The sequence below is a fragment of the Chloroflexota bacterium genome (genome assembly GCA_016197225.1).
Classification (GTDB): Bacteria; Chloroflexota; Anaerolineae; order Anaerolineales; family VGOW01; genus VGOW01.
Window position 1 is genome coordinate 1 of the sequence record JACPWC010000011.1, and the last position, 24,489, is coordinate 24,489.

At 60.1% G+C, this 24,489-nt stretch carries 18 protein-coding genes; 7 read left to right on the forward strand and 11 right to left on the reverse strand.

Features of this window, described 5'->3' with window-relative positions; genetic code table 11:
• Nucleotides 1–1,876 (forward strand): hypothetical protein (locus HYZ49_01825; GenBank protein MBI3241017.1); only part of this gene is annotated, 1,876 nt, incomplete at its 5' end.
• A gap of 144 nt (nucleotides 1,877–2,020) precedes the next feature.
• Nucleotides 2,021–4,972 carry a protein kinase gene (locus HYZ49_01830; protein ID MBI3241018.1) on the forward strand — a complete coding sequence of 984 codons (2,952 nt, stop codon included), beginning with the start codon at nucleotides 2,021–2,023 and terminating at the stop codon, nucleotides 4,970–4,972.
• 94 nt (nucleotides 4,973–5,066) lie between these two features.
• Here HYZ49_01830 and HYZ49_01835 read toward each other — a convergent pair whose 3' ends face one another.
• From HYZ49_01835 to HYZ49_01865, 7 genes are all read right to left on the reverse strand, one after another.
• Entirely contained in the window at nucleotides 5,067–6,386 is a 1,320-nt protein-coding gene (locus tag HYZ49_01835; protein ID MBI3241019.1) for a 2-oxo acid dehydrogenase subunit E2, read from the reverse strand.
• Between the two features lie 71 nt (nucleotides 6,387–6,457).
• Nucleotides 6,458–7,441: an alpha-ketoacid dehydrogenase subunit beta gene (locus tag HYZ49_01840; protein MBI3241020.1), complete on the reverse strand. Its 984-nt coding sequence runs from the start codon at nucleotides 7,439–7,441 to the stop codon at nucleotides 6,458–6,460.
• The gene (locus tag HYZ49_01845; protein ID MBI3241021.1) at nucleotides 7,434–8,417 is read right to left on the reverse strand and encodes a thiamine pyrophosphate-dependent dehydrogenase E1 component subunit alpha; all 984 of its coding nucleotides are present in this window, start codon (nucleotides 8,415–8,417) and stop codon (nucleotides 7,434–7,436) included. The genes HYZ49_01840 and HYZ49_01845 overlap by 8 nt, the downstream gene beginning before the upstream one ends.
• A gap of 215 nt (nucleotides 8,418–8,632) precedes the next feature.
• Nucleotides 8,633–10,444, reverse strand: coding sequence for a PAS domain S-box protein (locus tag HYZ49_01850; GenBank protein ID MBI3241022.1), 1,812 nt, complete (start codon nucleotides 10,442–10,444; stop codon nucleotides 8,633–8,635).
• A 102-nt stretch (nucleotides 10,445–10,546) separates the two neighbouring features.
• Nucleotides 10,547–10,894, reverse strand: coding sequence for a hypothetical protein (locus tag HYZ49_01855; protein ID MBI3241023.1), 348 nt, complete (start codon nucleotides 10,892–10,894; stop codon nucleotides 10,547–10,549).
• 71 nt (nucleotides 10,895–10,965) lie between these two features.
• Nucleotides 10,966–12,966 (reverse strand): (Fe-S)-binding protein, encoded by a 2,001-nt coding sequence (locus HYZ49_01860; protein MBI3241024.1) that lies wholly within the window; start codon nucleotides 12,964–12,966, stop codon nucleotides 10,966–10,968.
• 158 nt (nucleotides 12,967–13,124) lie between these two features.
• Nucleotides 13,125–13,508, reverse strand: coding sequence for a hypothetical protein (locus tag HYZ49_01865; protein MBI3241025.1), 384 nt, complete (start codon nucleotides 13,506–13,508; stop codon nucleotides 13,125–13,127).
• Nucleotides 13,509–13,701: 193 nt separating this feature from the next.
• Here HYZ49_01865 and HYZ49_01870 point away from each other — a divergent pair, with 193 nt between their 5' ends.
• From HYZ49_01870 to HYZ49_01885, 4 genes are all read left to right on the forward strand, one after another.
• A complete protein-coding gene (locus HYZ49_01870) occupies nucleotides 13,702–14,823 on the forward strand; it encodes an SDR family NAD(P)-dependent oxidoreductase (protein MBI3241026.1) in 1,122 nt (373 codons plus the stop codon).
• Between the two features lie 88 nt (nucleotides 14,824–14,911).
• The gene (locus HYZ49_01875) at nucleotides 14,912–15,487 is read left to right on the forward strand and encodes an SIS domain-containing protein (protein ID MBI3241027.1); all 576 of its coding nucleotides are present in this window, start codon (nucleotides 14,912–14,914) and stop codon (nucleotides 15,485–15,487) included.
• A 68-nt stretch (nucleotides 15,488–15,555) separates the two neighbouring features.
• Entirely contained in the window at nucleotides 15,556–16,302 is a 747-nt protein-coding gene (locus HYZ49_01880; GenBank protein ID MBI3241028.1) for a glycosyltransferase family 2 protein, read from the forward strand.
• Nucleotides 16,303–16,453: 151 nt separating this feature from the next.
• Entirely contained in the window at nucleotides 16,454–18,703 is a 2,250-nt protein-coding gene (locus tag HYZ49_01885) for an NADP-dependent malic enzyme (GenBank protein MBI3241029.1), read from the forward strand.
• 39 nt (nucleotides 18,704–18,742) lie between these two features.
• Here the strand turns inward: HYZ49_01885 and HYZ49_01890 are convergent, their stop codons facing one another.
• From HYZ49_01890 to HYZ49_01905, 4 genes are all read right to left on the reverse strand, one after another.
• Nucleotides 18,743–19,732, reverse strand: a complete 990-nt coding sequence (locus HYZ49_01890; protein MBI3241030.1) for a M42 family metallopeptidase — start codon at nucleotides 19,730–19,732, stop codon at nucleotides 18,743–18,745.
• 70 nt (nucleotides 19,733–19,802) lie between these two features.
• On the reverse strand, nucleotides 19,803–20,978 hold the full coding sequence (locus HYZ49_01895) for a M42 family metallopeptidase (GenBank protein ID MBI3241031.1): 1,176 nt from the start codon (nucleotides 20,976–20,978) through the stop codon (nucleotides 19,803–19,805).
• 3 nt (nucleotides 20,979–20,981) lie between these two features.
• Nucleotides 20,982–22,037, reverse strand: a complete 1,056-nt coding sequence (locus HYZ49_01900; GenBank protein MBI3241032.1) for a M20/M25/M40 family metallo-hydrolase — start codon at nucleotides 22,035–22,037, stop codon at nucleotides 20,982–20,984.
• Complete coding sequence (locus HYZ49_01905; GenBank protein ID MBI3241033.1) at nucleotides 22,028–22,735, reverse strand: hypothetical protein; 708 nt, start codon at nucleotides 22,733–22,735, stop codon at nucleotides 22,028–22,030. Before HYZ49_01905 ends, HYZ49_01900 begins: the two co-directional genes overlap by 10 nt.
• A 191-nt stretch (nucleotides 22,736–22,926) precedes the next feature.
• On the opposite strand from HYZ49_01905, the gene HYZ49_01910 reads away from it, so the two are divergent.
• A partial coding sequence (locus HYZ49_01910; protein ID MBI3241034.1) for a GAF domain-containing protein occupies nucleotides 22,927–24,489 on the forward strand: 1,563 nt, incomplete at its 3' end.

Consider the following 24,489-nt stretch of genomic DNA (forward strand, 5'->3'; position numbering starts at 1 on the left):
AGCCGACACCAACACCCTCAGCGCGCAATGTCTGGCTCTCATCGGCACGACGTTGGCTCCCGGCGCGTGGGCCAGTTGCGAATACACGGCCAACCACACGGATGCCGGTCAATACGACAACACAGCCAGCGTGACTGTTCAGGACAATGAGCAGAATCCGGCCGGCGACACTGACGACGAAACCGTCACCGTCACCGACGTTCTGCCGAGTGTGGCGCTAGACAAGTCGGTCACGCCCGGCGAACTCCCGATGCCCGGCGGCGACTTCACCTTCACCCTGACCATCACCAATAACTCGGTCGAAGATGTAACCATCACCGCCCTGACCGACACCAACGCCCTCAGCGCGCAATGTCTGGCTCTCATCGGCACGACGTTGGCTCCCGGCGCGTGGGCCAGTTGCCAGTACACGGTCACTCATACTGCCGCCGGCGCGCACAACAACACAGCCTCGGTCACGGTGATGGACAATGAACAGAATCCGGCCGGCGACAGCGACGACGAATCGGTCATGGTCACCAACCCGGTCATCGCCCTCGACAAGATCGGCCCGACCTACGGCTTCGGCGGCAGCGCCCTCACCTTCAACTACCAGGCGTCGAATGTGGGCAACGTGCCGCTCAGCAACGTGATCGTCACCGACGACAAGTGCGGCAATGCAACTTACGGCTCCGGCGACGCGAACAACGACGGCAAGCTGGACCTGACTGAAGTGTGGACGTTTACCTGCGCCTACACGCCCGCCTTCACCCCGCTCACTACGTTGACCAACGTTGGCACGGCAACCGGCGAGTACCAGGGCACATCCACCTCAGCGCAGGACAGCTTCACTCTCCAGCCGTTCACCCTTCGCAAGCGCATCTTCCTGTACTGGGACAGCCCGGTGAATACCGTGCTCTACAGCCAGCCGGACAACACGCCGTTCACAGTCAACATGTACAATGGCAACACCCTGGTCGCCACCTTCACCATCAGCCAAAGCTCGCCGGCCCTGCTCTGGTTGAGCGCCGGAACTTACACATTCCGCGAAGTGAACCTGCCAGCCGGTTACATCGTCGGCGACTACGAAATCGTCTACACCACCGGCCAGGGCTATCCCGACTGGACGTTCCCGAACGTCATCACCTTTGATCTGGCGATTGACAAGACCGGCCCGACGGGCGCGTACAAAGGTAACACCGTCACTTACAATTACACCGTCACCAACGCCGGCCCGGCCAGCGTGGCCCCGGTGGTGAGCGACAACAAGTGTTCGCCCCTCGTCTACACCGGCGGCGACACCGACAACGACGGCCTGGTGGACGTGGGCGAATCCTGGACGTACAAGTGCCTCTACACCGTCACTCAGGAACCGGGCACGTACGTGAGCAACACCGCCACCGTAGACGATGTGTTTGTGCCCGCCCCCGGCTGGTACATCGGCGGCGACCGCGCCCTGGCTAACAACACCGATGTCTGGACGTTCCGGGTGCAATGGAAGGGTTGCACCGCCGACTACTGGAAGGTCAACACCAGCCAGTGGCCGTCGCCCTACACCACCACAACATTAGTAACCGGCGTGTTCACCGTGCCCGGTTCTTACCTCACGAGTGGCAAGCTGGACTTGAATGTTGACGGCATCGCCGACAACCTGCCCAGAGCGTTGAACTACAACACCAGCACCACCAACACCGTCAACGGCGCGGCTCGCAACCTGCTCCGCGCGGCGGTGGCCGCCCTGTTCAACGAGGTCAAGTATGGCAATCTGTACCCGACCTACGCCACCAAGCAGGCGTTGATCACGGCAGTAAACTCGGCCCTGGCGACGCGCAATGCCAACACCATGATGTCGCTGGCGAACACCCTCAACAAGTGGAACAACGGCGTGTGCCCGTAACCTCGCAAGGCAAGTGGCAACTTGCCTGACAAAACAATCAGGGCGTTGAGAATGACTCTCAGCGCCCTGACTTTTTAACCCCTTTTCGCCAATTGCCTGCCACCTGAGACCATGCTATCATCCTGAGCAGGCGAGGCAACCCAAATGGACAACATTCAACCCGGACAAATGATCGGCGCTTACCGCATCGTCAGCCAGATCGGGCAGGGCGGCATGGCCACCGTCTATAAAGCCTACCATGCGGCGATGGATCGCTACGTAGCGGTTAAAGTCCTGCCCAGGCAGTTCGCCGAGAGCCAGGAGTTCATCGGGCGCTTTCAACAGGAAGCGCGCACTATTGCCAACCTCGAACACCCGCACATTTTGCCGGTGTACGACTACGGCGAGAACGAGGGCATCACCTATTTTGTGATGCGCTTCCTCGACACCGGCACGCTCAAAGACCGCATCAAAATCGGAGCCATGCCGCTCTCCGAGACCGACCGAACTTTCACCCAGTTGGCCGAAGCCCTGGGCTACGCCCACGAGCGCGGCGTGATCCATCGCGACATCAAGCCCTCAAACGTGCTGGTGGACGCTCGCGGCGGCGTCTTCCTCACCGACTTCGGCATCGCCAAACTCATGGAGGGCGCGGCCCAGTTTACGGCCACCGGGGCGATCACCGGCACGCCGGCCTACATGAGTCCGGAACAGGCTCAGGGCGACAAGATCGATCTGCGCTCCGACATCTATTCGCTCGGCATCGTCTTATATGAAATGATCACTGGCCGCGTGCCGTTTGAAGCCGAGACGCCGCTGGCTGTCATCCTCAAACAACTGCAAGCGCCCCTGCCGCCGCCGTCGTCGGTGATACCGGATATTTCGCCGGAGATCGAGCGCGTTCTGCTCAAGGCGCTGGCTAAAGATCGAAACGATCGCTACCCAACCTGCGGCGAGTTTCTGGAGGCCTGGAGGATGGCGGTCTCGGCCAGCGACACGGTGCACGCCGCCCGGCCAGCCATTTCGCCGGAGGCGACGATGGCGGCCCCGCCACCCGCGTTCACCGTTGCCAAAGCCAAACCCGGCTCTAAAAAAGAGGCGGCTCAACCTGAAAAGAAACGCCCCAACCGGCTGGTCATCGGCGGCGGCGCCGCCATCACCATTTTTTGTTGCTGCGTTCTGGCTCTGGGGGCTGTTGCCAGAAACCGGAATCAGTTGGGCGGCACGGCGGCGGCCAACACGGCAACGTCGGTTGCCCAAGCAACCGCCCCCTCTGTTGTCGGCGGCCCAACCGTCTCGATCCCGACCGTTGTGCCGGGCGATTCTAATTGGACTTCGTGGACGGCAGGGAACATTGTGTGGGGCGCGACGATTTACAACGATCAGATCGCCGCCTGGGGGCCGGGCGGCATTAGCCTTTGGGATCGTTTTGATGGGACGTTACGCCAGAGAATCCTTTCGACGGATGGCTTGCCGGCAGTGCAAGTCAACTATCTGTTGGCCGACGAGGACCGGGGCGGGTTGTGGGCCGCCACCGAGGGCGGCGGCCTGGGATTTTTTGACGGCGAGCGGTGGACGCGCTATAACACAGACGACGGGCTGGACAGTGACAGCGTCACAGCTCTGGCATTGACCAGCCAGTATTTGCTGGTGGGCACATCCTACTCTGGCGTGGAGGGTGGCGGCTTGTTGCAATTTAACGGCCAGACCTGGGAGCCTGTGCCAGGCTTCCCCTCGGCTCAAACTGACGAGCGGCCCGATTTGTTGAGCTACAACGTACAGATTATCCTGCCAGTGGTCATGCCCGACTCGACGACAGTGCTCTGGGTGGGCACGGCCAACGGCCTGGGTTACTACGACGGGCAAACCTGGAGGCGCTACTCGACCGAAGAGGGTCTGCCGAGCAACAACGTGTGGGTGTTGATTGTGGACGACAACGGCGATCTTCTGGCCGGGACGGAAGGCGGCGCGGCGCGCTTCAACGGCGAATCGTTTGAGGCCTTTGAGCAGACTCTGGAACGACCCATTAACGGAATCGTGCAGGATGCCAACAGTGACTACTGGTTTTCCGGCAGTGGCGGTCTGGCGCGTTACAGCCCGGCCAATAGCGATTGGGAATTCTTCAGCACAGATAGCGGCGATCTTGAGGTTTACACCTACTTCCGTGCCCTGCGCGATCCTGATACCGGCTCGCTCTATTTTGGGAGCGATGGGACGGGACTGGTGCGCACCGACTTGGACGGGACTTTCACTCCCTGGGCCATTCCTAACCAGCCGCGCTTCAACGCTTACAGCGCCATTGTTCGCGCGCCCGATGGCTCACTCTGGTTCGCCGAAGAATACGGCGATCAGACAGATCGTTATGACCTGAATACGGACACATGGAGCGCCGTGGAATTGCCATGTAGTTATTGCGTGCCTCTGGCTTTCCAGGCTGACGGCAGTTTGTGGCTGGGCGGGGAAGAAGGTCTCTGGTTCTGGCCCGCCGACGGCTCCGACCTGTCTCAGATTACGACCGAACAGGGCCTGCCCGACAATCACGTCTATTCCCTTGCCTTTACGCCCGACGGGCATGTGCTGGCCGGAACTTATGCCGGTCTGGCCCATTTGGAAGGACTTGAGGTAACGGCGGTGTTCAACGCCGAAAACTCCGGTCTTGCCAGCGACTATATTCGTGCCCTCTACTCTGCGCTCGATGGGACGGTGTGGGTAGGCACGGACGGCGGTTTGAGCCGCCTCCTGCCCGATGGCAGTTGGGAACATTTCACGCCCGGCAATCCGTTTGGCGACGGCCTGGACTGGGTTCAATCCATTGTCGCCAGCGCCGACGGCGCGTTGTGGGCGGGCACGGGCAACAACGGCGCGTGGCGGTTGTTTGATGGTAAGTGGGAGCAGTTCGACGGCCCGAATCTGTTGAGCGGCGCGGCCCCCGACTTCGGCGGCGGCGTGTGGTTCGGCTCGTACTACAGCGGCGCATGGTATTTCAACGGCAACGATGTAGAGTCATACGAAGTGAAAGATGGCCTGATCCATCCTAACGTCAACGATATTTACGTGGATGACTCGGGCACGGCCTGGTTTGCCACCAGTGGCGGGGTGACGAGGCGCGCGCCATAGAACCCGAAGGCCGCCAGGTTGTGATTATGACACCGAGTGTTTGCTTCACCGAACACTCGGTGTTTCTTTTGCCGACGGGAGCGATCGGAAGGATTTATTCTCCGCCCCACCCCTCCAGCACCTCTTTCACCTTCGCCACAAAATAATCCGCCAACGCGCCGTCCAGAATGCGATGGTCGAACGTCAGCGAGATGTAGCACATGGGCCGGATGGCGATGGCGTCGCCGGTGGTGACGACCACACGCTTTTGAATCATGCCAACGCCGAGGATGGCGCACTGCGGCTGGTTGATGATGGGCGTGGCGAAGAGCGAGCCGGACACGCCATGATTGGTGATAGTGAACGTGCCGCCCTGCACTTCGTCAGGCTTCAACTGCTTGGCCCGGGCGCGGTTAGCGAGGTCGTTCACGGCGCGAGCCAGGCCGAGCAGAGATTTCTCGTCGGCCTGCTTGACGACCGGCACGATCAGCCCTTCTTCGCCAAGCGAGACGGCTACACCGATATTGACATCGCGCTTGAGCACAATCTTGTCGTCGGCAAAGGAACTGTTCACCATCGGGAAGGCTTTGAGCGCCGAGGCCGAGGCCGCCACAAAATAGGCGGTGAAGGTCAGGTTGACGCCGTCACGGGCGAACTGGGTTTTGTTGGCCTCGCGGTGCGCCGCCACTTTGCCCATGTCCACTTCGAACACCGTCGTCACGTGCGGCGAGGTATGCTTGCTTCGCACCATGTGGTCAGCGATGGATTTGCGGATGTTGGAGAGAGGGAGGAAGGTGTCGCCAACAGCCCCCCCTCTGTCCCCCCCGTTTACAACAGGGGGGATGACAGGGGGGGCCGCCATCTGCAACTCCGGCGGACGGAAGAGGTCGCCGTCGCCCGGCTTCTCCCAGGGCGCAAGTTCTTCTGAGACTTCCGAAGTTTCTAAAACTTCGGAAGTCTTGGTCTGTTGCGCCTCAACAAAGGCCAGCACATCTTTCTTGGTGATGCGCCCACTCGCGCCTGTGCCTTTTACCTGTTGCAGGTCAACCTTGTGCTCGGCGGCAAGCTTGGCGACGACGGGGGAAATAAAACCCAGGTCTCGCGACGGCTGTTGGGCGGTCAGGTGGTTAGGTGGTTGGGTGGTTTGAGGTTGGGCGTGAGTCGGCGGCCCACCCACGTCGGCGGCTACCACTTCGCCGGGCTGGCCGATCCAGCCGAGCAATGTCCCGGCAGTGACGGTTGTCCCGTTTGGAATCAGAATCTTGAGCAGGACACCGTTAGCGATGGCCGTCACTTCGGTGTCCACCTTGTCGGTGGTCACTTCCATGATCGGCTCAAACTCCTTCACCGCCTCGCCTTCGTTCTTCAACCACTTGCCAACTGTGCCTTCAACAACCGACTCGCCAAGTTGGGGCATGATGATTTTTGTGGGCATGAAACTCTCTCCGGGTCGCCAATTCTCTAATCCTCTAATCCTCGTTGATTAGAGAATTAGAGAATTGGAGATTAGTAGGCCGCCAGTTCCCGCACCGCCTTCGCAATCTTCTCCGGGTTCGGCATGAACCAGTCTTGCAACGGATGGCTGAACGGCACAGCCGGCACGTCCGGGCCGCCGAGGCGCTTGACGGGGGCATCGAGATCGGTGAAGGCTTCGTCGGCGATGATGGCGGCCACTTCGCCGCCGTAGCCGCCGGTGAGGTTGTCTTCGTGAACGACAAGCGCCTTGCCCGTCTTCTTCACCGACGACAGGATCGTCTTTTTGTCCACCGGCAACAACGTCCGCAAGTCCACCACTTCAACGCTGATGCCCTCTCGCGCCACGATCTCCGCCGCCTGCAAACAATAGTAGTGCATGATGCCGTAAGCGAACACGGTGAGATCGGTTCCTTCGCGGCTGACGTTGGCCGGGCCGATTGGAACGGTGTACTCGCCTTCCGGCACCTCACCCTTGATCAACCGATACCCTTTCTTCGGCTCGAAGAACATCACCGGGTTCGGGTCGCGCACCGCCGACTTGAGCAGGCCTTTGGCGTCCTTTGGGTTGGACGGGATAACGACTTTGAGGCCGGGGATGTGGGCGAAAAAGGCTTCCACGCTTTGCGAGTGATAGAGGCCGCCGCCCACGCCGCCGCCGTAAGGCGAGCGAATCACCATCGGCGCCTGCCACTCGCCGCCGGAACGATAAAACATGCGCGCCGCTTCGTTGAGAATCTGGTTGAAGGCCGGGAAGATGAAGTCGGCGAACTGAACTTCGCAAATGGGCCTCATGCCGTACACCGCCGCCCCGATGCCGATGCCGACGATGGACAACTCGGCCAGTGGCGAGTCGATGACGCGCCGCGGACCGTATTTTTCGTAGAGGCCCTGCGTGGCCCGGAAGACGCCGCCGCGCGGCCCCACGTCTTCGCCGGTGACGAAGACGCAATCGTCGCGGGCCAGCTCTTCGTCCATCGCCTGGCGGATGGCTTCGATGAGTGTCATTTCAGGCATGATGGGCCTCCTCGGCGTACACTGGGCCAAGCGCCCACTCGATCTCAGGATACGGCGCGCTCTCGGCAAATTTCTGGGCGTCGTCCACTTCGGCTACGGCCTTGCGCTCGTAGTCGTCGTTCACCGCCGCCGGCAGGTAGCCTTGCGATTCAAGATGCGCTTTGAACAACAACAGGGGATCACGCTTCTTCCATTCATTCACTTCTTCACGCGAGCGATACGAGCGATCATCGTCATCAGAGGAGTGGGGCACGGGGCGGTAAGTCTTGGACTCGATCAGGGTTGGGCCGCCGCCGCGCCGGGCGCGGTCAACGGCTTCTTTCATCACCCGGTGCACGGCCAGCACATCGTTGCCATCCACCACCAGGCCGGGCATGCCAAAGGCGGCGGCCCGGTCGGCCACGTTGGGCACGGCCATCTGCAAATGACTCGGCACCGAGATCGCGTACTGATTATTCTGCACCAGGCAAATGACGGGCAGTTTGTGGACGGCGGCCCAGTTCAGGCCCTCGTACCACTCGCCCTGCGAGGTCGAGCCTTCGCCGATGCAAGTCAGCACCACCGCATCGTCGCCGCGCATCTTCATCCCCAGGCCGATTCCGGCGGCGTGCGGAATTTGGGTGGCAACCGGGGCCGAAGTCGAAACCACGTTGCACCGCCGCAAACCGAAGTGCGACGGCATTTGCCGCGCCCCGGACGAAGCCTCGCCTTTCTTGCCATAGAGCGAGAGCATGAACTCGCGCGGCGTCAGGCCAAAGCACAGCATCAACCCCAGGTCGCGGTAATAAGGCACGAACCAGTCCTTGCCGGGCTTGAGGGCAAAGGCCGCGCCGATGTGGCTGGCCTCGTGGCCCATGCCGGAAATGTGAAACACAATTTTGCCTTGCCGGTGCAGAACCCACGAGCGCTCGTCGAGGCGGCGCGACCGGAGCATGGCGTAATACATTTCGAGCAGAGTTTCCTTGCTCAACTCCATGAACTGTTCCTCCTTGTTGGGAATATGTTGAATTGGCTATTCAATCGAAGCAGAACGGGATAGGAAAATGGCGGGAAAGGGCGAACGGTCATCATCGGGGATGCCGGGAGCGCGTGGGGTGTTTTGGGTTGTCGGGGTTGCCTTCGTCAATCTGCCTATAAAACAGGCGCTTGCGCTTGTAGGTATTTTACCATCTCTGCTCAGGTTGCCCGGAATCAGTCCTGAGCAACGTTGCGTGAAATGGCAAGAAGTTCCACTACCTTGTTGGTTTGAGGATCGCGCGCGACGCGAAGGGTGGTGAGCAACCAGCGGTAACTGCCATCTTTATGACGAAGGCGATGCGTGAGCGTGAAGGTATCCGGCAGTTGATCCAGCGTTTTATTTGAGGCCTGAGTGGCTGGCAAATCGTCGGGGTGCAAAAACTCGTAACCGGAGTGGCCCACCATGTCTTCCGGCTCAAAGCCCAGCAACGTCCGGCAGGCTGGTGAAACGTAAAGGTAAACACCCTCTGGTGTTGATCGGGTGATCAGCGCCTGGGCGCTTTCAGCCAGAACGCGATAGCGGGCCTCAGCGTCGTGCAACAACTCCTCGGCGCGTTTGCGTTCGGTGATGTCGCGCGCCAGGCCCAGCACCTGAGTCGGGTTTCCAGTACCGGCGCGGGCAAACACCATTTCCCGGCTGCTCAGCCAATGCCACCGGCCATCTGCCGCCTTCATTCTGTATTCGATTTCGGTCACCTCGTCATCCTTCATGCCCGAAAACCGCCTGAGGTGTTCCTCGAGTCTCTCCAGATCATCGGCGTGCGTCAGTTGAGACAAAAGCCCGGAACCCATAGCCTGAATCTGCTCCGGCAGGTAACCCAGCACTTCCGCGACTTGATGGTTGGCATAAATGTTCCGGCTTTCAGCCAGATCATATACGTAAAGAATGTCGGGCATGGTGTTGGCAACATGCTGGATAAAACGCTGGCTATCCTTTAATGCCTCTTCCGCCTGTTTGCGTTCAGTGATGTCAATCACCTGGGCAATGTAGCTGGAGGGTTGGCCCAGCGAGTCGCGCATCAGAGTCGCGTGAAGCAGAACATTCACCACCTGCCCGCCTTTTCTCAAATACCGTTTCTCCACCTGGAAGTCGGGGATGTCGCCGCGCAAGAGTCTCTCATCCAGCATCAGGTTTGTGGCCAGGTCGTCGGGGTGAGTGATGTCTTTGTAGGTGCGGCTCAACAACTCGGGGGTGGTATAGCCGGTGATGTTGCAAAACGCCTGATTGACACGCGCATAGCGCCCATTCAGTTCGACGATTGCCATACCGACCGGCCCCCACTCAAACACCAGTCGGAATTGCTCCTCGCTCCGGCTCCGTTCGACCTCAAGCCGTTTGCGTTCGGCAACGTCGCGCAGCGACCAGCGCAGGCCCACCAACTGCCCATCCGAATTTCGCACCCCGCCCACCGTGAGCGAAGCCGGAACCGGCAACGCTTCTTTGGCCTGTAATTCAATTTCCCAGTCAAAGGCTTTTTCGAGCGCGCCGCTCTGCAAATCAGCCAGCCTGGCCGAAAACACGGCCCGATCCTTGTGAACGACAAACTCTATCAACGGCTTGCCGATCAGGAATTCTTTGCGCGCCCCCAACAGGGCCGCCGCCGCGTGGTTGGCGTCCAAAATTGTCCCCACCGAACTGGTGACCAGATAGCCGTCTGGGGCAAAATCAAACAACTCACGGTAGCGTTGGCGCTCGGCGTCCACCATCTGCCGGGCCAGAGTCAGCTCTTCGTTCTGCTGGCGTAGCTCGTCCTCTACGAGGGTTTGATAAGCTTTATCAATTTGTGGCTGTGGGGCTGTGGCTGAGATTCCTTTGTCTACGGCTTTCAGTAATTCAGACAAGCTGAGGCGCAAGACCTCCAGCTTCTCCGGGGGCACCCACCCTTGCAGAGAATCGATCTCCCGCCACAAGGCCTCTAACTTGAGAGATGACTCGTCGTTCCAGCCTGGCAAACTATCTCGACCGGGAGGAAAATCCCTTACCATAGCTCGGTTTCCAACCGCAACCAAAAACAATCCACGACGCGGAGCGCACGAAGTTTCACGAAGGATTCTTAGTGTCGCGAAGCGTTCGTGTGACTTCGTGGATCAACATCTTCGCGGCCAGCGCAGTTCTTGCGAAGTAGTTGCATTTCCACAGGTGAACGGCAACCGCTGACTAAACATCAGCGTCTGCCCGTCCCTGACCCAGATTTCCACCAGCACAAATGATATTGGGCTGAGACTAAAGTCATACCGAAGCACCTGAGGGTGGCGGCTGGCATTTTGCCACTGCCACTGGTGGGCGCGCATGGCGCAACTATCAAAATAAACCAGGTGGAACAAATCAACCCAACCGGCTTCCAGCCAAACCACCGCGCCGCACACGACCATCGCCAGCGACAGTGTAAACACCATTGCCATCACCGTCAATTGGGCCGGGCGATTCGTTTTCATTACTCTACCATTGTCGTCGGCAACTGCAAACACTAAGCCGTACAGAGTGCATTTCAGTTAGGTTACAGGTTTTATTCCAGGCCTTCGGCGACGATCTCGGCCACGTCCTTCACTTGCATCTCGCTCTTGGCCGCCCGGCCCGCGTCCGTCATCATGACCATGCAGAACGGGCAACCGACGGCCAGCGTGTCTTTGCCGGTGGCCGCCGCCTCCCGGAACCGATTCTCGTTGACGCCTTCTCGTCCGTGTTCCTCTTCCTTCCACATCTGCGCCCCGCCCGCCCCGCAACAGAAAGACGCCGTCCGGTTGCGCGGCAGTTCCGACAGGTTGGCGCCGGCCCGGGCCAGGGCGCTACGCGGGGCGTCGTAGACGTTGTTGTGCCGCCCAAGATAACAGGGGTCGTGGAAGACAACGTTGGATGGCTTCTCCGGCTTTGTCTTCAACTTGCCGGCGGCGAACAATTCGTCAATCAACTGGGTGTGATGAACCACTTCGTAGTTGCCGCCAAATGCCGGGTATTCATTCTTCAAGGTGTGCAGGCAGTGCGGGCAGGTCGCCACAATCCGTTTCGGCTTCACTTCATTCAACATCTCCACGTTGCCGGTCGCCAGCTCGAAGAACACCGCCTCGTTGCCGCTCCGCCGGGCCGAGTCGCCGGTGCAACGCTCCATTTTGCCTAGCACGGCAAAGTTGACGCCGGCGGCGTTGAGAACTTTGGCAAAGGCCTGGGCCGTCTTCTGGGCGCAGGCGTCGGTGGCCGGGGCGCACCCCACCCACCACAAAATTTCTGGCTCCGGGTTTTGCTCGATGGTCGGCACGTTGAGGCCTTTGGCCCAATCCAGCCGCGAGTCGGCTGGCACGTTCCACGGGTTGCCGGCGCGCTCCATGCCTTTGAAAGCCTGTTGCAGTTGTTGCGGGAAGTCGCTGTCCATCAACACCAGGCTTCGGCGGATGTCGAGAATGTCGCGCATCGGCTCGTTGCCGACCGGGCAGACTTCGACGCAAGCGCCGCAGGAAGTGCAGGCCCAGACCGACTCGGCGCTGATGGCGAACTCCAGCAAATTGGCCGACTCTTTTCCAGCGGCGAATTCCGCCCCGTGTTCGTTGAGCCAGTAGCGTTTGTTGATCTCCAGCGCCGAGGGCGAGAGCACCTTGCCGGTGTTGTAGGCCGGGCAAGCGTCCTGGCACCGGTTGCACATGATGCATGAGTAGGCGTCAATGATCTGCGCCCGTGAAAGATGCTCCAGCCTGGTTGCCCCGAACTGGCTGAGTGACTCGTCTTCAAAGTTGATCTTCTCAAGCTCGCCAATAGAAGCCCGTTTGGGCTTGAGCAAAAAATTGAGCGGGGCAAAGAAAATGTGGATGTGCTTGGAGTAGAGGAAGTACGGCACGAAGGCGAGAATTGCTCCTAACGCACCCCAGAAAAAAACGTGTTGCATCACATTGATGACTGTGGCTGGCAGGTCGGCCCAAAAAGCGGCGACGACGCTGGCAAATGGTTGCCACACATCCGGGCCAGTTTCGGCCAGCTGGAAGCTTTCGCCCAAAAACCGCGAGCCGACATGAAGCAGGATGAAGGAGCCGACGATGAGCGAATCGCGCTTGATGCCGGCCAGGGCTTTGGGATGAAGTGTCACGCCTTCACGGAAGCCAAACACTTTAGGGCCGACGGCGACCCGGCGGATCATCAAGGCCGCCATTCCAATCAGCACGCCCACGCTCAACAAGTCCGCGCCCAGCCGGTACAAGTCGCCGATGAGGCCCTCGCCCAGAAACACAAAGCCGGGAAAGAAGCCCTGCAGGCCGTCACCGATGTTCACCAGCAGGTAGTAGGTGAAGCCCCAGGCTACAAAGGCGTGGGCCAGGCTGGGCAGGAGCCGCCGCTTGAGCACCGTCTTCTGCGTCACAAAAATCAGGGTAGCGTTGATAACGCGGTTGACAAGCTCATCCAGCCCGATGGCGCCCGCGCCGCGCCGGATGGTGCGGATGATGCGATCCGTAGTGCGATAAGCAAAATAAGCCGAACCCAGGGCCAACAACACGAATATGATTTTTTCAACAAGGGTAAGCATGGGGCAGTCTCCGGTGAGGTTTAGCAAAGTCTAACATAGTTGGCAGTGAAAAAAAAGACGGAATGCCCGGCGAAGGCATCCGTCTTTCAGTGATTCAAGACAAGAAAAGTTGGGTTAGGAGAAGTAGCGCGAGCCGGCAACTCGCGGCCCATAAATCTTCAACGTTCAATCATCACTTCGGCTCGCTTCTTCTTCCCATTCCCATTGCCGTTGCCGTTGCCGTTCCGGCTCGCCATCACAAATCCTTCCACATCTTTCAGCGCCTCTTTGTAAAGCTTGAGCAGTTCACGGTCATTGCCTTTGTAGCGGCGCAGAGTCTGGGTGGCGCACATGCAACAACCACGCATTGCCCGGTAAGAGTCAGTTTCACATTCCATGCACCCGTCCAACCGGATCATCATCAAACAAAAAGCCAGCACTTCGGGATGATCCTCCTCCAGGCTCAACACCCGGTCTATCAGCCTCTGCCATTCTGCGCCGCGATACTCGCGCAGGGCTGGAATCACGTACGGCGGAAACATGATTTCATTTTTAGCGTACACCCCGAAACCCTCCAGTCAGTAGAATTGCGGGTATTTTAGAGATTGCCACCAGGCAAAAGCAAGGTACTTGGGTACTATCAGGGGGTACGTGACACTGTCACGAAACGAGTGTTCTTCCTGGGAAAACCGCTTTCTTTTCCGCATGGTAGAATCGGGCCTGCCGGATTGTGATGAAAGGTGTAAACAGATCATAATGAAAGTTTTAGTGACAGGTGGCGCAGGCTTCATCGGCTCGCACACTGTGGATTTATTGCTCGCCAAAGGCTACACGGTTCGCGTGCTGGACAACCTCACGCCGCCCGTTCACCTGGCCGGGCAGTGGCCGGATTATTTACCGGATGAGGTAGAGTGTGTGTCGGGCGATGTGCGCGACCGGGCCGCCTGGGAAGCCGCGCTCGACGGGGTGGCCGCCGTTGTTCATTTGGCCGCTTACCAGGACTACCTGCCCGACTTCTCCAAATTCTTCCACGTCAACTGCGTCGGCACGGCCCTGTTGTTTGAGTTGATCGTCGAGAAGAACCTCCCCATCCAGAAAGTCGTCGTGGCCTCGTCCCAGGCCTCATACGGTGAAGGCCAGTACACCTGCTCCAAAGATGGAGTCGTTTTCCCCGGCCCGCGTTCTGAGTCCCAACTACGCGCCCGCGATTGGGAAGTCAAGTGTCCCAGGTGTGGCGGCCCAATCCACATGGAACTGACCGGCGAAGAGGCGCGAGTCAACCCGGCCAACGCTTACGGCATGAGCAAGTACACCGAAGAGATGCTGGCGATCAATCTCGGCCAGCGTTATGGCATCCCGACGGTTGGCATGCGCTACTCGATTGTGCAGGGCGCGAGGCAGTCATTTCGCAACGCTTACTCGGGCGCGCTGAGAATCTTTGCCATGCAGGTGCTTGCCGGTCAGCGCCCGTCTGTCTACGAAGACGGCCAGCAAATTCGCGATTTTGTTTACGTGGGCGACGTGGCCCGCGCCAACCTGCTCGTGCTGGAAGACGACCGCGCCAACTATCAGGCCTTCAACGTCGGCGGAGGCCGGGGCGTGACCGTGACCCAGTTTGCTAAGGTGATGGCCGCCGCCGCCGGGCGGCCCGACCTGGAACCAAACATCTCTGGCGAATACCGTTTCGGCGACACCCGCCACATCTTCTCCGACGTGAGCAGGATTCAGGCGCTGGGCTGGGAGGCGCAGGGGAACATCGAGAACAACTGCCGCGAATACCTGGCCTGGGCCAAAGCCCAACCCGACTTCCGCAACTACGCCGACGAAGCGCGGGCCTACATGCAAAAAGTGGGCGCGGTGCGAGGAAGCGAAGGATGAAGGAAAAGGAAAAGGATGAATTATGAAGGATAAAGGATGAACGATGCGCGGATTCATCCTTCATAATTCATAATTTATAATTTCAGAAATGGATTTTATTGACTCTTACCTCTCCGAACTCGAAAAATCCGTCCGCGAGTTGTCGCGCGACGACATGCGTAAAGTGTGCGACGCCTTGATGCTGGCCTGGCGCGAGGAGCGCACGATCTTCATCCTCGGCAACGGCGGGAGCGCGGCCACCGCTTCGCACATGATGAACGACATCAACAAGCTGACGATCACGCCCGGCAAGAAGCGCTTCCGCGCCCTGGCGCTGACGGACAACATGCCGCTGGTGACGGCCTGGGGCAACGACACGTCGTTCGACGTCTGCTTCTCCGAGCCGCTCCGCAACCTGATGCGCCCCGGCGATTACGTCATCGCCGTCTCCACTTCCGGCAACTCGCCCAACCTGCTCAAAGCAGTGGAGGCCGCCCACGAAATCGGCGGCACCGTCATCGCCCTGCTCGGCAATGTCGGCGGCAAGCTGAAGGACATAGCCGACCTCGTCGTCCGCTTCCCCGACGCGCACCAGGGCCGCCAGGAGGACGGGCACGTGATCATGAATCACATCATTGCCGGCGAATTGAAAGAACGAGTGAAGGCAGTGAACAGTAAACAGTAAACAGTGATCAGTCTCACTGCCTACTGTTTACTGCCTACTGCCCACTGCCCACTGTTTACTGTCTACTGATGACTGAACTATCCATCATCATCCCCGCCTACAACGAAGCCAGCCGCATCGGCCCCAGCCTCGAGGCCGTCGTGGCCTATCTGCGCGCCCAACCGCTCACCTGGGAATTGCTGATCGTGGACGACGGCAGTCGTGACAACACTGCCGAATTGGTGATGAAACAAATTGACGGTCTCTCCGAAGCCAGGTTGATCGGTTATCAGCCGAACAAAGGCAAAGGGTTCGCCGTCCGCACCGGCGTGCTGGCCTCGAAAGGCCAGTGGGTCGTCTTCCTCGACGCCGACCTCTCCACCCCGCCCGACGAGATCGCCAACGCTTTGCGCTACTTGAAAGCCGGCGACGACATGGTGATCGGCTCGCGTGGTTTGCACGAGTCACAGATCGGGCGCAGACCGCCGCTCTTCCGTCGTTTCGCCAGCTTTGTCTTCGACACAGTGAAGCATTTGATCGTCGGCCTGTGGCGATACGCCGACACCCAATGCGGCTTCAAGGCTTATCGGGCCGGCGCCGCGCGGCCTCTTTACGAGCGCTCGATCATTGACCGCTTCATGTTCGACGTGGAGATTCTCTACCTGGCCGAGCGGGCCGGGCTGAAGGTGCGCGAAATGCCGGTGCACTGGGCCGACGCGCCGGGGAGCAAAGTGCGCTTCTGGGAAGGCATCTACCACATGTTCAAGGACCTGCTTCGCATCAAGTGGTCGCACCGGCGGTATTTTGTGATGGCGAGGAAAGAGCAGAAAGCCTGACCAAACTTCTGAGGTCTTTGAGACTTCGGAAGTTTTTATTTCGGGAGTCTCGTCACCCATTCAGCATGACAAGCAGAACTGTGACAAGCCAGAGGGAAATGATAGCCTTCACTCCGTCTGATTCTTTTTTTCAAGGAGCAAAGTTAGCAACATGGCAACCATCACCCCTCAGGAAGTTTTCAACTATCATCGCCGGGGCCGCCCCGGCAAAATCGAAGTCACCCCCACCAAGTCGCTCGACACCCAACGCGATCTCTCGCTGGCCTACTCGCCCGGCGTGGCCGAGGCCGTGCTCGAAGTCGAGCGCAACCCTGAAACCGCTTACGAATACACCGCTAAAGCCAATCTCGTCGCCGTCGTCTCCAACGGCACCGCCATCCTCGGCCTGGGCGACCGGGGCGCGCTGGCCTCCAAGCCGGTCATGGAAGGCAAAGGCGTGCTCTTCAAAAAATTCGCCGATGTGGACGTGTTCGACATCGAAGTGAACACCCACAACGCCGACGAAATCATTCAGGTGGTCAAGGCCATCGCCCCCACGTTCGGCGGCATCAACCTGGAAGACATCAAGGCCCCGGAATGTTTCTACATCGAAGAAACGCTCAAGGGCCTGCTCGACATTCCTGTCTTTCACGACGACCAGCACGGCACAGCCATCATCTCCGGCGCGGCCCTGTTGAACGCGCTTGAGATCACCGGCAAGAAAATTGGCGATCTCAAAATCGTCGTCTCCGGCGCGGGCGCGAGCGCCATTGCCAGCGCCGAGTTTTACGTGCGGCTCGGCGCGACTCGCGACAACATCCGCCTGGTGGACACCAAAGGCGTGGTCTACGCTGGACGAAAAGAAGGCATGAATCCTTACAAGGCCCGCTTTGCCGTCCAGACCGACGAACGAAGTTTGGCCGACGCGATGCGGGGCGCCGATGTCTTCCTCGGCCTGTCCGTCGCCAACATCCTCGCGCCCGAAATGGTGAAAACGATGGCCGAGCGCCCGCTGATTTTTGCGCTGGCGAATCCCGACCCGGAGATCAAATACGAGCTTGCCAAAGAAGCCCGGCCCGACGCCATCGTGGGCACAGGCCGCAGTGATTACCCGAACCAAATTAACAACGTCCTCGGCTTCCCCTTCATCTTCCGGGGCGCGCTCGATGTTCGGGCCAAGTCCATCAACGACGAGATGAAAGTGGCGGCGGCAAAAGCGCTGGCGGCTCTGGCTCACGAAGACGTGCCTGACAGCGTGCTTCACGCTTACGGCGTTGAGTCGATCAAGTTCGGCGAAGAATATCTGATTCCCAAACCGCTCGACCCGAGGGTGTTGTTGTGGGAAGCGCCCGCTGTAGCCGAAGCCGCGATGCAAACCGGCATGGCCCGAACCATGATTGATGTGAAGGAGTACCGCGAGCAGTTGGCGGCCCGCCAGGGGCAGGGCCAGCGCGTGCGCCGCTTCATCATCAACAAGGCCAAAGTTGCGCCCAAACGCATTGTATTCGGCGAAGGTGAAGAGTCCAAAATTATTCGCGCCGCGGCGCTGGTGGAGGAAGAAGGAATTGGCCGGGCGGTGTTGTTGGGCCGCGCCGAGGTCATCCGGCAAAAGGTGGCTGACCTGGGCCTGCACTTCACACCCGTCATCGTCAACCCGAACGCGGACGCTGAGCGGCTTGAGAAATATGCCCAGGCTTATTTCGACCTGCGGCAACGCAAAGGAGTCACACCCAAGCTGGCCCGCCAGCACCTGGAAGACTCAAATCGCTTCGGGATGATGATGGTGAAGATGGGCGAGGCCGAAACCTTCATCTCCGGCCTGACCTACGAATACCCCGAAGTGATCCGCCCCGCCCTGCAAATCTTCCACACCCGGCCCGGCTTCAGCCACGTGGCCGGGGTGTATTTGATGATCGTCCGCAACCGCGTCTATCTTTTCACCGACGCGACGGTGAACATTGAGCCGTCGGCAGAAGACCTGGCCGAGATCGCCTCGCTGGCCGCCGACTTTGCCAAACAACTCGACATCACCCCTCGGGTGGCCCTGCTCAGTTTCTCCAACTTTGGTTCTGTTCCGCACCTGCTCTCGGCCAAAGTACAAAAGGCAACGAAGCTGATCAAGGCCAAACGGCCCGACTTGACGGTGGACGGTGAGATGCAGGCCGACGTGGCCGTGTCGGCCTCACTGATTGAGGAGCGTTTCCCGTTCAGCGCCGTCAAAGACGCCAACGTGCTGGTCTTTCCCGATTTGCAGTCGGCCAACATTGCCTACAAACTGCTCAGGCATCTGGGCAACGCCCAACTCATTGGCCCCATTCTGCTTGGCATGGGCGCGCCGGTTCACGTCCTGCAAGCCGGCGACGATGTGGATGAGATTGTGAGTATTGCGGCGGTGGCAGTGATGGATGCAAATAGCCGGTAAACAAAAAAAGAAGCCCGCCTTTCGGCGGGCCTCTTTCTTTCACAACTCTATCGGCTTTTCCAGCGTTTGCAGGATGAGCGACACGGCCCCTTCCACGTCGCGCAAGTCCACCATTTCGGACGGGGTGTGGATGTGGCGGCAGGGGATAGACACACAACCCGACGGCACACCCGCCCGCGCCAGTTGGATCGAACGGGCATCGGTGGAGCCGCCCTCCAATACTTCGCGCTGGACGGGTAACCTGGCTTCGGCTGCGCGCTGTTCGAGGAGAGCCACCAGGCGCGGGTCAGACAACATGCCGCTGTCGCGCACTTTGATGGCCGCGCCCGCGCCGAGCGAGACGGCCATCTTGTTGGCCTTCGGCGTGTCGCCCGTCAGAGTCACATCCACTGCCAGCGCCAAATCCGGCTCCAGCCCAAACGCCGACGGCCCTGCGCCGCGTGTGCCCACTTCTTCCTGCACGGTGAAGGCAAACTGCACTTCGTGAGGGGTGCGCTTCAGGCCGCGCATCACTTCGATTAATACCGCGCAACCGATTCGATCATCCATGCTCTTGGCGACGAGGCGATTGCCCACTTCTTCAAACGGCCTGTAGAAACCGGCAACGTCTCCCACCTTCACCGGGCAACCGTCGGCGCTCGTCGCGCCCACGTCAATAAACATCTGGTCGAGCGAGGGCGAATTGGCCCTGCGATCCTCGATGCCGATCACGCCCACCACGCCGTTGCCAAACCGGACGCGCCCGCCCAGGCAGGTGAGGGCCGACACGCCGCCGACGCCGATGAAGCGCAGGAAACCTTTGGAGTCCACGTGGGTGACAATCACGCCGATCTCATCCATGTGCGCGGCCAGCATCACCTTGCGGCCCGACTTGGACTTCTTCTTGATCACGGCAATCAGGTTGCCCAACGGGTCAACCGTCACGTAGTCGGCCAGCCCTTTGATCTCGCCCCGGATGAGATCGCGGATTTGATCTTCGTGGCCGGAGGGGCCGTAACTTTCAACAAGCTTTTTGATCAGAGGTTTCATACGAGTGATACGGTGAGCAGTGAACAGTGAACAGTGATTACTGATCACTGCTCACTGACAACTGGTCACTTCATCTTCTCAACACCTTCCCATCCCAGCTCTCCAGCGCGGCGCGCACCAGGCGGGCTGTGTCGCGGAAGTCTTCGATACTCATGAGGGCGGCGGGTGAATGAATATAGCGCGCCGGGGCCGACACCGACACGGTGGGAACGCCGGCCCGACTGCGTTGAATAGCGCCGGCATCGGTGCCGCCGCCGCCGGGCTGGCGGAATTGATAGGGGATGTTCCGGGACTCGGCCACCGCCGACAAATGTTTGATCAATCGCCGGTCGTGCAAGGTGGAGCCGTCTTGTGTGTAAATGGCCGGGCCGTGCCCCAGGCGGGTGTTGTACTTGACGTTTTCGTCTTCGTCATCGCTGGGCGGCAGATCGTTGGCCGGGGTGGTGTCGAGCACAATGGCCGCGTCGGCGTCGGCGGCGAACCCGGCCACCCGCGCCCCGCGCAAGCCCACTTCTTCCTGCACGGTGAAAGCGCAGATCAATTCAACCGGATAAGATTTCCCGCGCAGAACTTCAACCAGCGTGGCGCACCCGGCGCGGTTGTCGAGCGCCTTGCCGCGCACGGTTGGGCCGAGCGATGTGAACGAAGTAGCGAACGACGCCCGGTCACCCGGCCTCACCAGCCGCCCCGCCGCCTCGCGGCTGGTTGCGCCGATGTCAATCCGCAGAGAGTCGATCTTCACCACGCTCTCGCGTTCTGCGCCTCTGACAAGATGAATGGGCTTCATGCCGATCACGCCCGGCGCTTTGTTCTCGCCCACCCACACCGGCTTGCCCAGCAGAATCCGATCGTCCACGCCGCCCACCGCTTCAAACTTGAGCAAGCCGTCGCCGTCAATGCCCACAATCATGAAGCCGATCTCATCCATATGAGCCGCTATCAAAACTCGCGGCGCGCGAGCCGGACCGTGTTTGAAGGCGAGCACGTTGCCGATGGTGTCCACTTTCACTTCGTCGGCCAGGTCTTTGATCGTTTCGAGGATGATTTTGCGAACGAGGCCTTCGTCGCCCGACACGGCCACCGTCTCGGTGAGGCGGCGCAGAAGGTCGAGCGAGGCCTCGGTCTGAGGCGTCAGCGGCGCGGGGGCGGATGGCGCGGTTTTGCGAAACTTCACCGTCCCCTTCGCAGGCTTTTTCGGCTTGGTCGGCTTTGTTGATTTTGCAGGCTTAACAGGTTTTCGAGCCATAGTTTAGTCGAGCGACAACGACATGAGAAAGTCGTCGTTGAGGCGGGCAATGAATTCGGCCATGAGCCGCCCGGCGCGGATAATGTCTTTGAGCGACACGACTTCGACCGGGGTGTGCATGTGCTTGAGCGGCAGGCCGATGACGGCGGTGGGGATTCCGTCGCGGCTGACTTGAATAGCGTAAGCGTCGGTGCCGGAGTGCATGGGCATGATTTCGACACGGCAGGGAATCTCAGATTTGGCCGCTATGTCGAGAATGGCTTTGTGCAGTTTGGGATGCAGGTTCGGCCCCCACCCCAGAGTCGGCCCGTCGCCAAGTGAAAAGGTTTTGTGATCTGGCAGGCCGGGGCCGGAGGCAAAGGTCACATCAATCGCAATCGCCAGATCGGGGTTGAGTCCAAAGGCCGAGGTGAACGCGCCGCCCAGCGTCTCTTCTTCCTGGGCGGTGGCGACGGCGACCACATCCCAACTGTGCTGGCGGGTTTGCAGAACGTCGAGGCAGGCGGTGACGGCGGCGACTGAGGCTCGGTTGTCGAGCGATTTGGCGACCAGCCAATCGTTCATCTCAAAGGCAGTTTGGCCGAAAGAGATCAGGTCGCCCACGCGCACCAACTCGCCCACTCGCTCGGCGGGTAAGCCGACGTCAATCATCAGGTCGTCGAGCTTCACGGCTCTGTCACGGTCGGCAGGCGAAAGCAAATGCGGCGGAGTCGAGGTGACCAGGCCGGGCAGAATTTCTTTGCCATGCACCAGCACCGGCTGGCCGGGCATCACCCGCGCATCCACGCCCCCGATTTCAGTGACCCATAAGAAGCCTTCATGCACACGCTTGACCATCAGGCCAATCGCGTCCATGTGAGCCGAGAGCATAAGGGTCTTGCGCGGCTTCTTGCCCGAGCCGTGCTTGGTGGCCCACAAACTGCCCAGGTTGTCGCCGCCCAGTTCGTTCGTCAGTGGCATCCAGGCCTCGCGAATGAGGTCGCGGACGGGCGACTCGTAACCGGAAAGGCCGGGCGCGGCCACGAGCGTCTTGAGATGAGCAAGAATGTCTACGGGCATGTCGGCGTTCCTACGGGCGTGCCAGAGGCGGTGGCGGTTTGGCAGGCGACCAGCGTTTGAGTCGCGTCGGGCGTGGAGGTAGAAGTGGATGTGGGGGCCGCCGCTGTCGTAGCCAGCACTGCCGCCGTTCCAGTAGCCGCCGCCGCGGCGGTGGAGGCCACAGTGGTCTGGGTGGCGGCCACCCCGGTGCCAACCACCCCGGCATTGGCTGTGGCGCTGGCGGCGGCGTTCAAAGTGGCGGCCACACTGGTCGAGACGGCGTTGGCATTGTTGGTGGCAATAGCATTGGCCGTCGCCGTCAAATTAGGCGTTCCGGACGGTGAGGCCGTGCCGCTGGGCGTGGGCGTGACCGTAGGCGTGTTGGTGAAGGTGGAACTGGCCGTGAAAGTGGGCGACGGGGTAAAGGTCTTGGTGGCCGGGATAAATTGGGTCGGGGTGTTTGGCAGGGTGGAGGTTGGGCCGCCGGGCGTATTGGTAATAGCCAGAGCGGCAGTCGGAGTCAAGGTGGGTGTTATTGGAGTAGCCGACATGACTTGAGTCGGCGTGGGCGGTAGGGAAGTTGCGCTCGGAATGGGGGTTTGCGGAGCAAACGCCAGGGCCAGAAAGCCGGCCAAATAGCAGGGAACGGTTAGAACAATAATTCCAGTGATGATGCTGTACAGGCGCCGGCGGCGGCGGTCGAGGTCAGAGGATGACATATAGGTTTGAAATTGGCAGGTTGCCGGCCCCGCTGGCGCGCCTGGGGCAACATGCGCCGGATAATAGCAGATGAGTAAGGGGGTGTCAATTCGATGAGAGGTGTTACAGTGTGAAAGGTTTTTGCGCGCTTTTGCCTGTGGTATTATAATCAGCGAGTTACGGTTAGTTTCTAATCCAAAGGAGTGGCCGGGTGGCTGGAACAACTGACAGCAGTGCAAGCAAAGAGCTTGCCGATCTGCGTAAATTAGCGCTGGACATCAAGGCCCTTCTGAGCAGTCAGAAGGAGGCTTTGAGCAAAGCCAAACTGTCCATGCCGCCGGGCGTCTCCGACGGCCTGACGCAGTTGGCTACGGCCCTCGACCGCATTGGCCGGACGGTGAGCGAGCAGGAGCAGGAGCGGGGGCAACTGCAGGCCCTGGTCGAAATCTCCAGCGTCGTCAATTCCTCGCTCGACCTGACCACCGTGCTCAACGAGGTGATGGACACCATCATCAAGCTCACCGGGGCCGAGCGCGGCTTCCTCATGCTCAAGAACGACGAGACCCACGAGCTTGATTTCCGCATCGCCCGCAACGTTGACCGCGAAACCCTGCAAGCCTCCTCATTTGAGATCAGCCGTTCCATCGTCAACCGCGTGGCCCAGAGCGGCGAGCCGGTGGTGACGACCAACGCTCAGGAAGACCCGCGCTTCGGCAAGCAGGAAAGCGTCGTCGCCTTCAACCTGCGCTCGATCCTGTGCGTGCCGCTCAAGATGAAAGGCGAGCTAACCGGCGTGATCTACGCCGACAACCGCGTGCGCACCGGCCTCTTCAACGAGCGCGACCGCGACATTCTGGCCGCCTTTTCCAACCAGGCCGCCGTCGCCATCGAAAACGCCCGGCTCTTCGAGAGCGTCAAACGCTCGCTCGACGAAGTGACCCGCCTCAAGAACCTGCTCAACATCGCTTTTGATTCCATCAACAGCGGCGTCATTACCACTGACGTGACCGACAATGTCACCCTGCTCAACCGGGCCGCCGAGTCCATTTTGAACATCAACGCCAAAAATGCCCTGGGCGGGCAGTATGATATCGTCCTGCCGCCGTTCGACGGCAAGCTAGGCCGGACACTGAGCGACGTCAAAACGTCCGACCGGGTTGAGTCCTATGAAGTCAGCCCCACCCTGCCCGGTCGCGGCCAGGTGGACTTGAGCCTGAGTCTGGCCCCGCTCAAAGATGCCAACCGCGTCACCCAGGGCGTGGCGATTGTGTTGGATGATCAGACCGAAAAGAAACGCCTGCGCAGTAAATTTGAACTTTTTCAACGGATGGTCAGCCCGGCGGTGATCGAACGGTTGAACCCTAACCGCCTCAAGCTGGGCGGCGACCGCCAACTGGTCACCTGCCTCTTCGCCGACATTCGCGGCTTCACCAACTTCAGCGAACGGCTCGACCCGGTCGTCCTGCTCGACGTCCTCAACCGCTACCTGGGCGCGGCGGCGGACGCCGTGCTTCTGCACGAAGGCACGCTCGACAAGTTTTTGGGCGACGCCGTCATGGCCATCTTCAACGCGCCCGAACAGCAGGAAGATCACACCATGCGCGCTGTGCGGGCCGCGCTCAACATGCGTTACGACATTCTGGCTCTGCACGAAGTGATGGAGCCGCAATATCGTCTCACGGTCGGCATCGCCATCAACGTCGGCGAGGCGGTGGTGGGTCTGGTGGGCACCAAGATGAGGCTGGACTACACGGCCATCGGCGACACCATCAAC

Bases quoted from the DNA above. Each gene is read 5' to 3' on its own strand.
- HYZ49_01835 (MBI3241019.1), bottom strand. From the start codon at position 6,386: ATGCCCACAAAAATCATCATGCCCCAACTTGGCGAGTCGGTTGTTGAA.
- HYZ49_01855 (MBI3241023.1), bottom strand. From the start codon at position 10,894: ATGAAAACGAATCGCCCGGCCCAATTGACGGTGATGGCAATGGTGTTT.
- HYZ49_01895 (MBI3241031.1), bottom strand. From the start codon at position 20,978: ATGGCTCGAAAACCTGTTAAGCCTGCAAAATCAACAAAGCCGACCAAG.
- HYZ49_01885 (MBI3241029.1), top strand. From the start codon at position 16,454: ATGGCAACCATCACCCCTCAGGAAGTTTTCAACTATCATCGCCGGGGC.
- HYZ49_01830 (MBI3241018.1), top strand. From the start codon at position 2,021: ATGGACAACATTCAACCCGGACAAATGATCGGCGCTTACCGCATCGTC.
- HYZ49_01860 (MBI3241024.1), bottom strand. From the start codon at position 12,966: ATGCTTACCCTTGTTGAAAAAATCATATTCGTGTTGTTGGCCCTGGGT.
- HYZ49_01840 (MBI3241020.1), bottom strand. From the start codon at position 7,441: ATGCCTGAAATGACACTCATCGAAGCCATCCGCCAGGCGATGGACGAA.
- HYZ49_01890 (MBI3241030.1), bottom strand. From the start codon at position 19,732: ATGAAACCTCTGATCAAAAAGCTTGTTGAAAGTTACGGCCCCTCCGGC.
- HYZ49_01905 (MBI3241033.1), bottom strand. From the start codon at position 22,735: ATGTCATCCTCTGACCTCGACCGCCGCCGCCGGCGCCTGTACAGCATC.
- HYZ49_01900 (MBI3241032.1), bottom strand. From the start codon at position 22,037: ATGCCCGTAGACATTCTTGCTCATCTCAAGACGCTCGTGGCCGCGCCC.
- HYZ49_01880 (MBI3241028.1), top strand. From the start codon at position 15,556: ATGACTGAACTATCCATCATCATCCCCGCCTACAACGAAGCCAGCCGC.
- HYZ49_01850 (MBI3241022.1), bottom strand. From the start codon at position 10,444: ATGGTAAGGGATTTTCCTCCCGGTCGAGATAGTTTGCCAGGCTGGAAC.
- HYZ49_01870 (MBI3241026.1), top strand. From the start codon at position 13,702: ATGAAAGTTTTAGTGACAGGTGGCGCAGGCTTCATCGGCTCGCACACT.
- HYZ49_01875 (MBI3241027.1), top strand. From the start codon at position 14,912: ATGGATTTTATTGACTCTTACCTCTCCGAACTCGAAAAATCCGTCCGC.
- HYZ49_01845 (MBI3241021.1), bottom strand. From the start codon at position 8,417: ATGGAGTTGAGCAAGGAAACTCTGCTCGAAATGTATTACGCCATGCTC.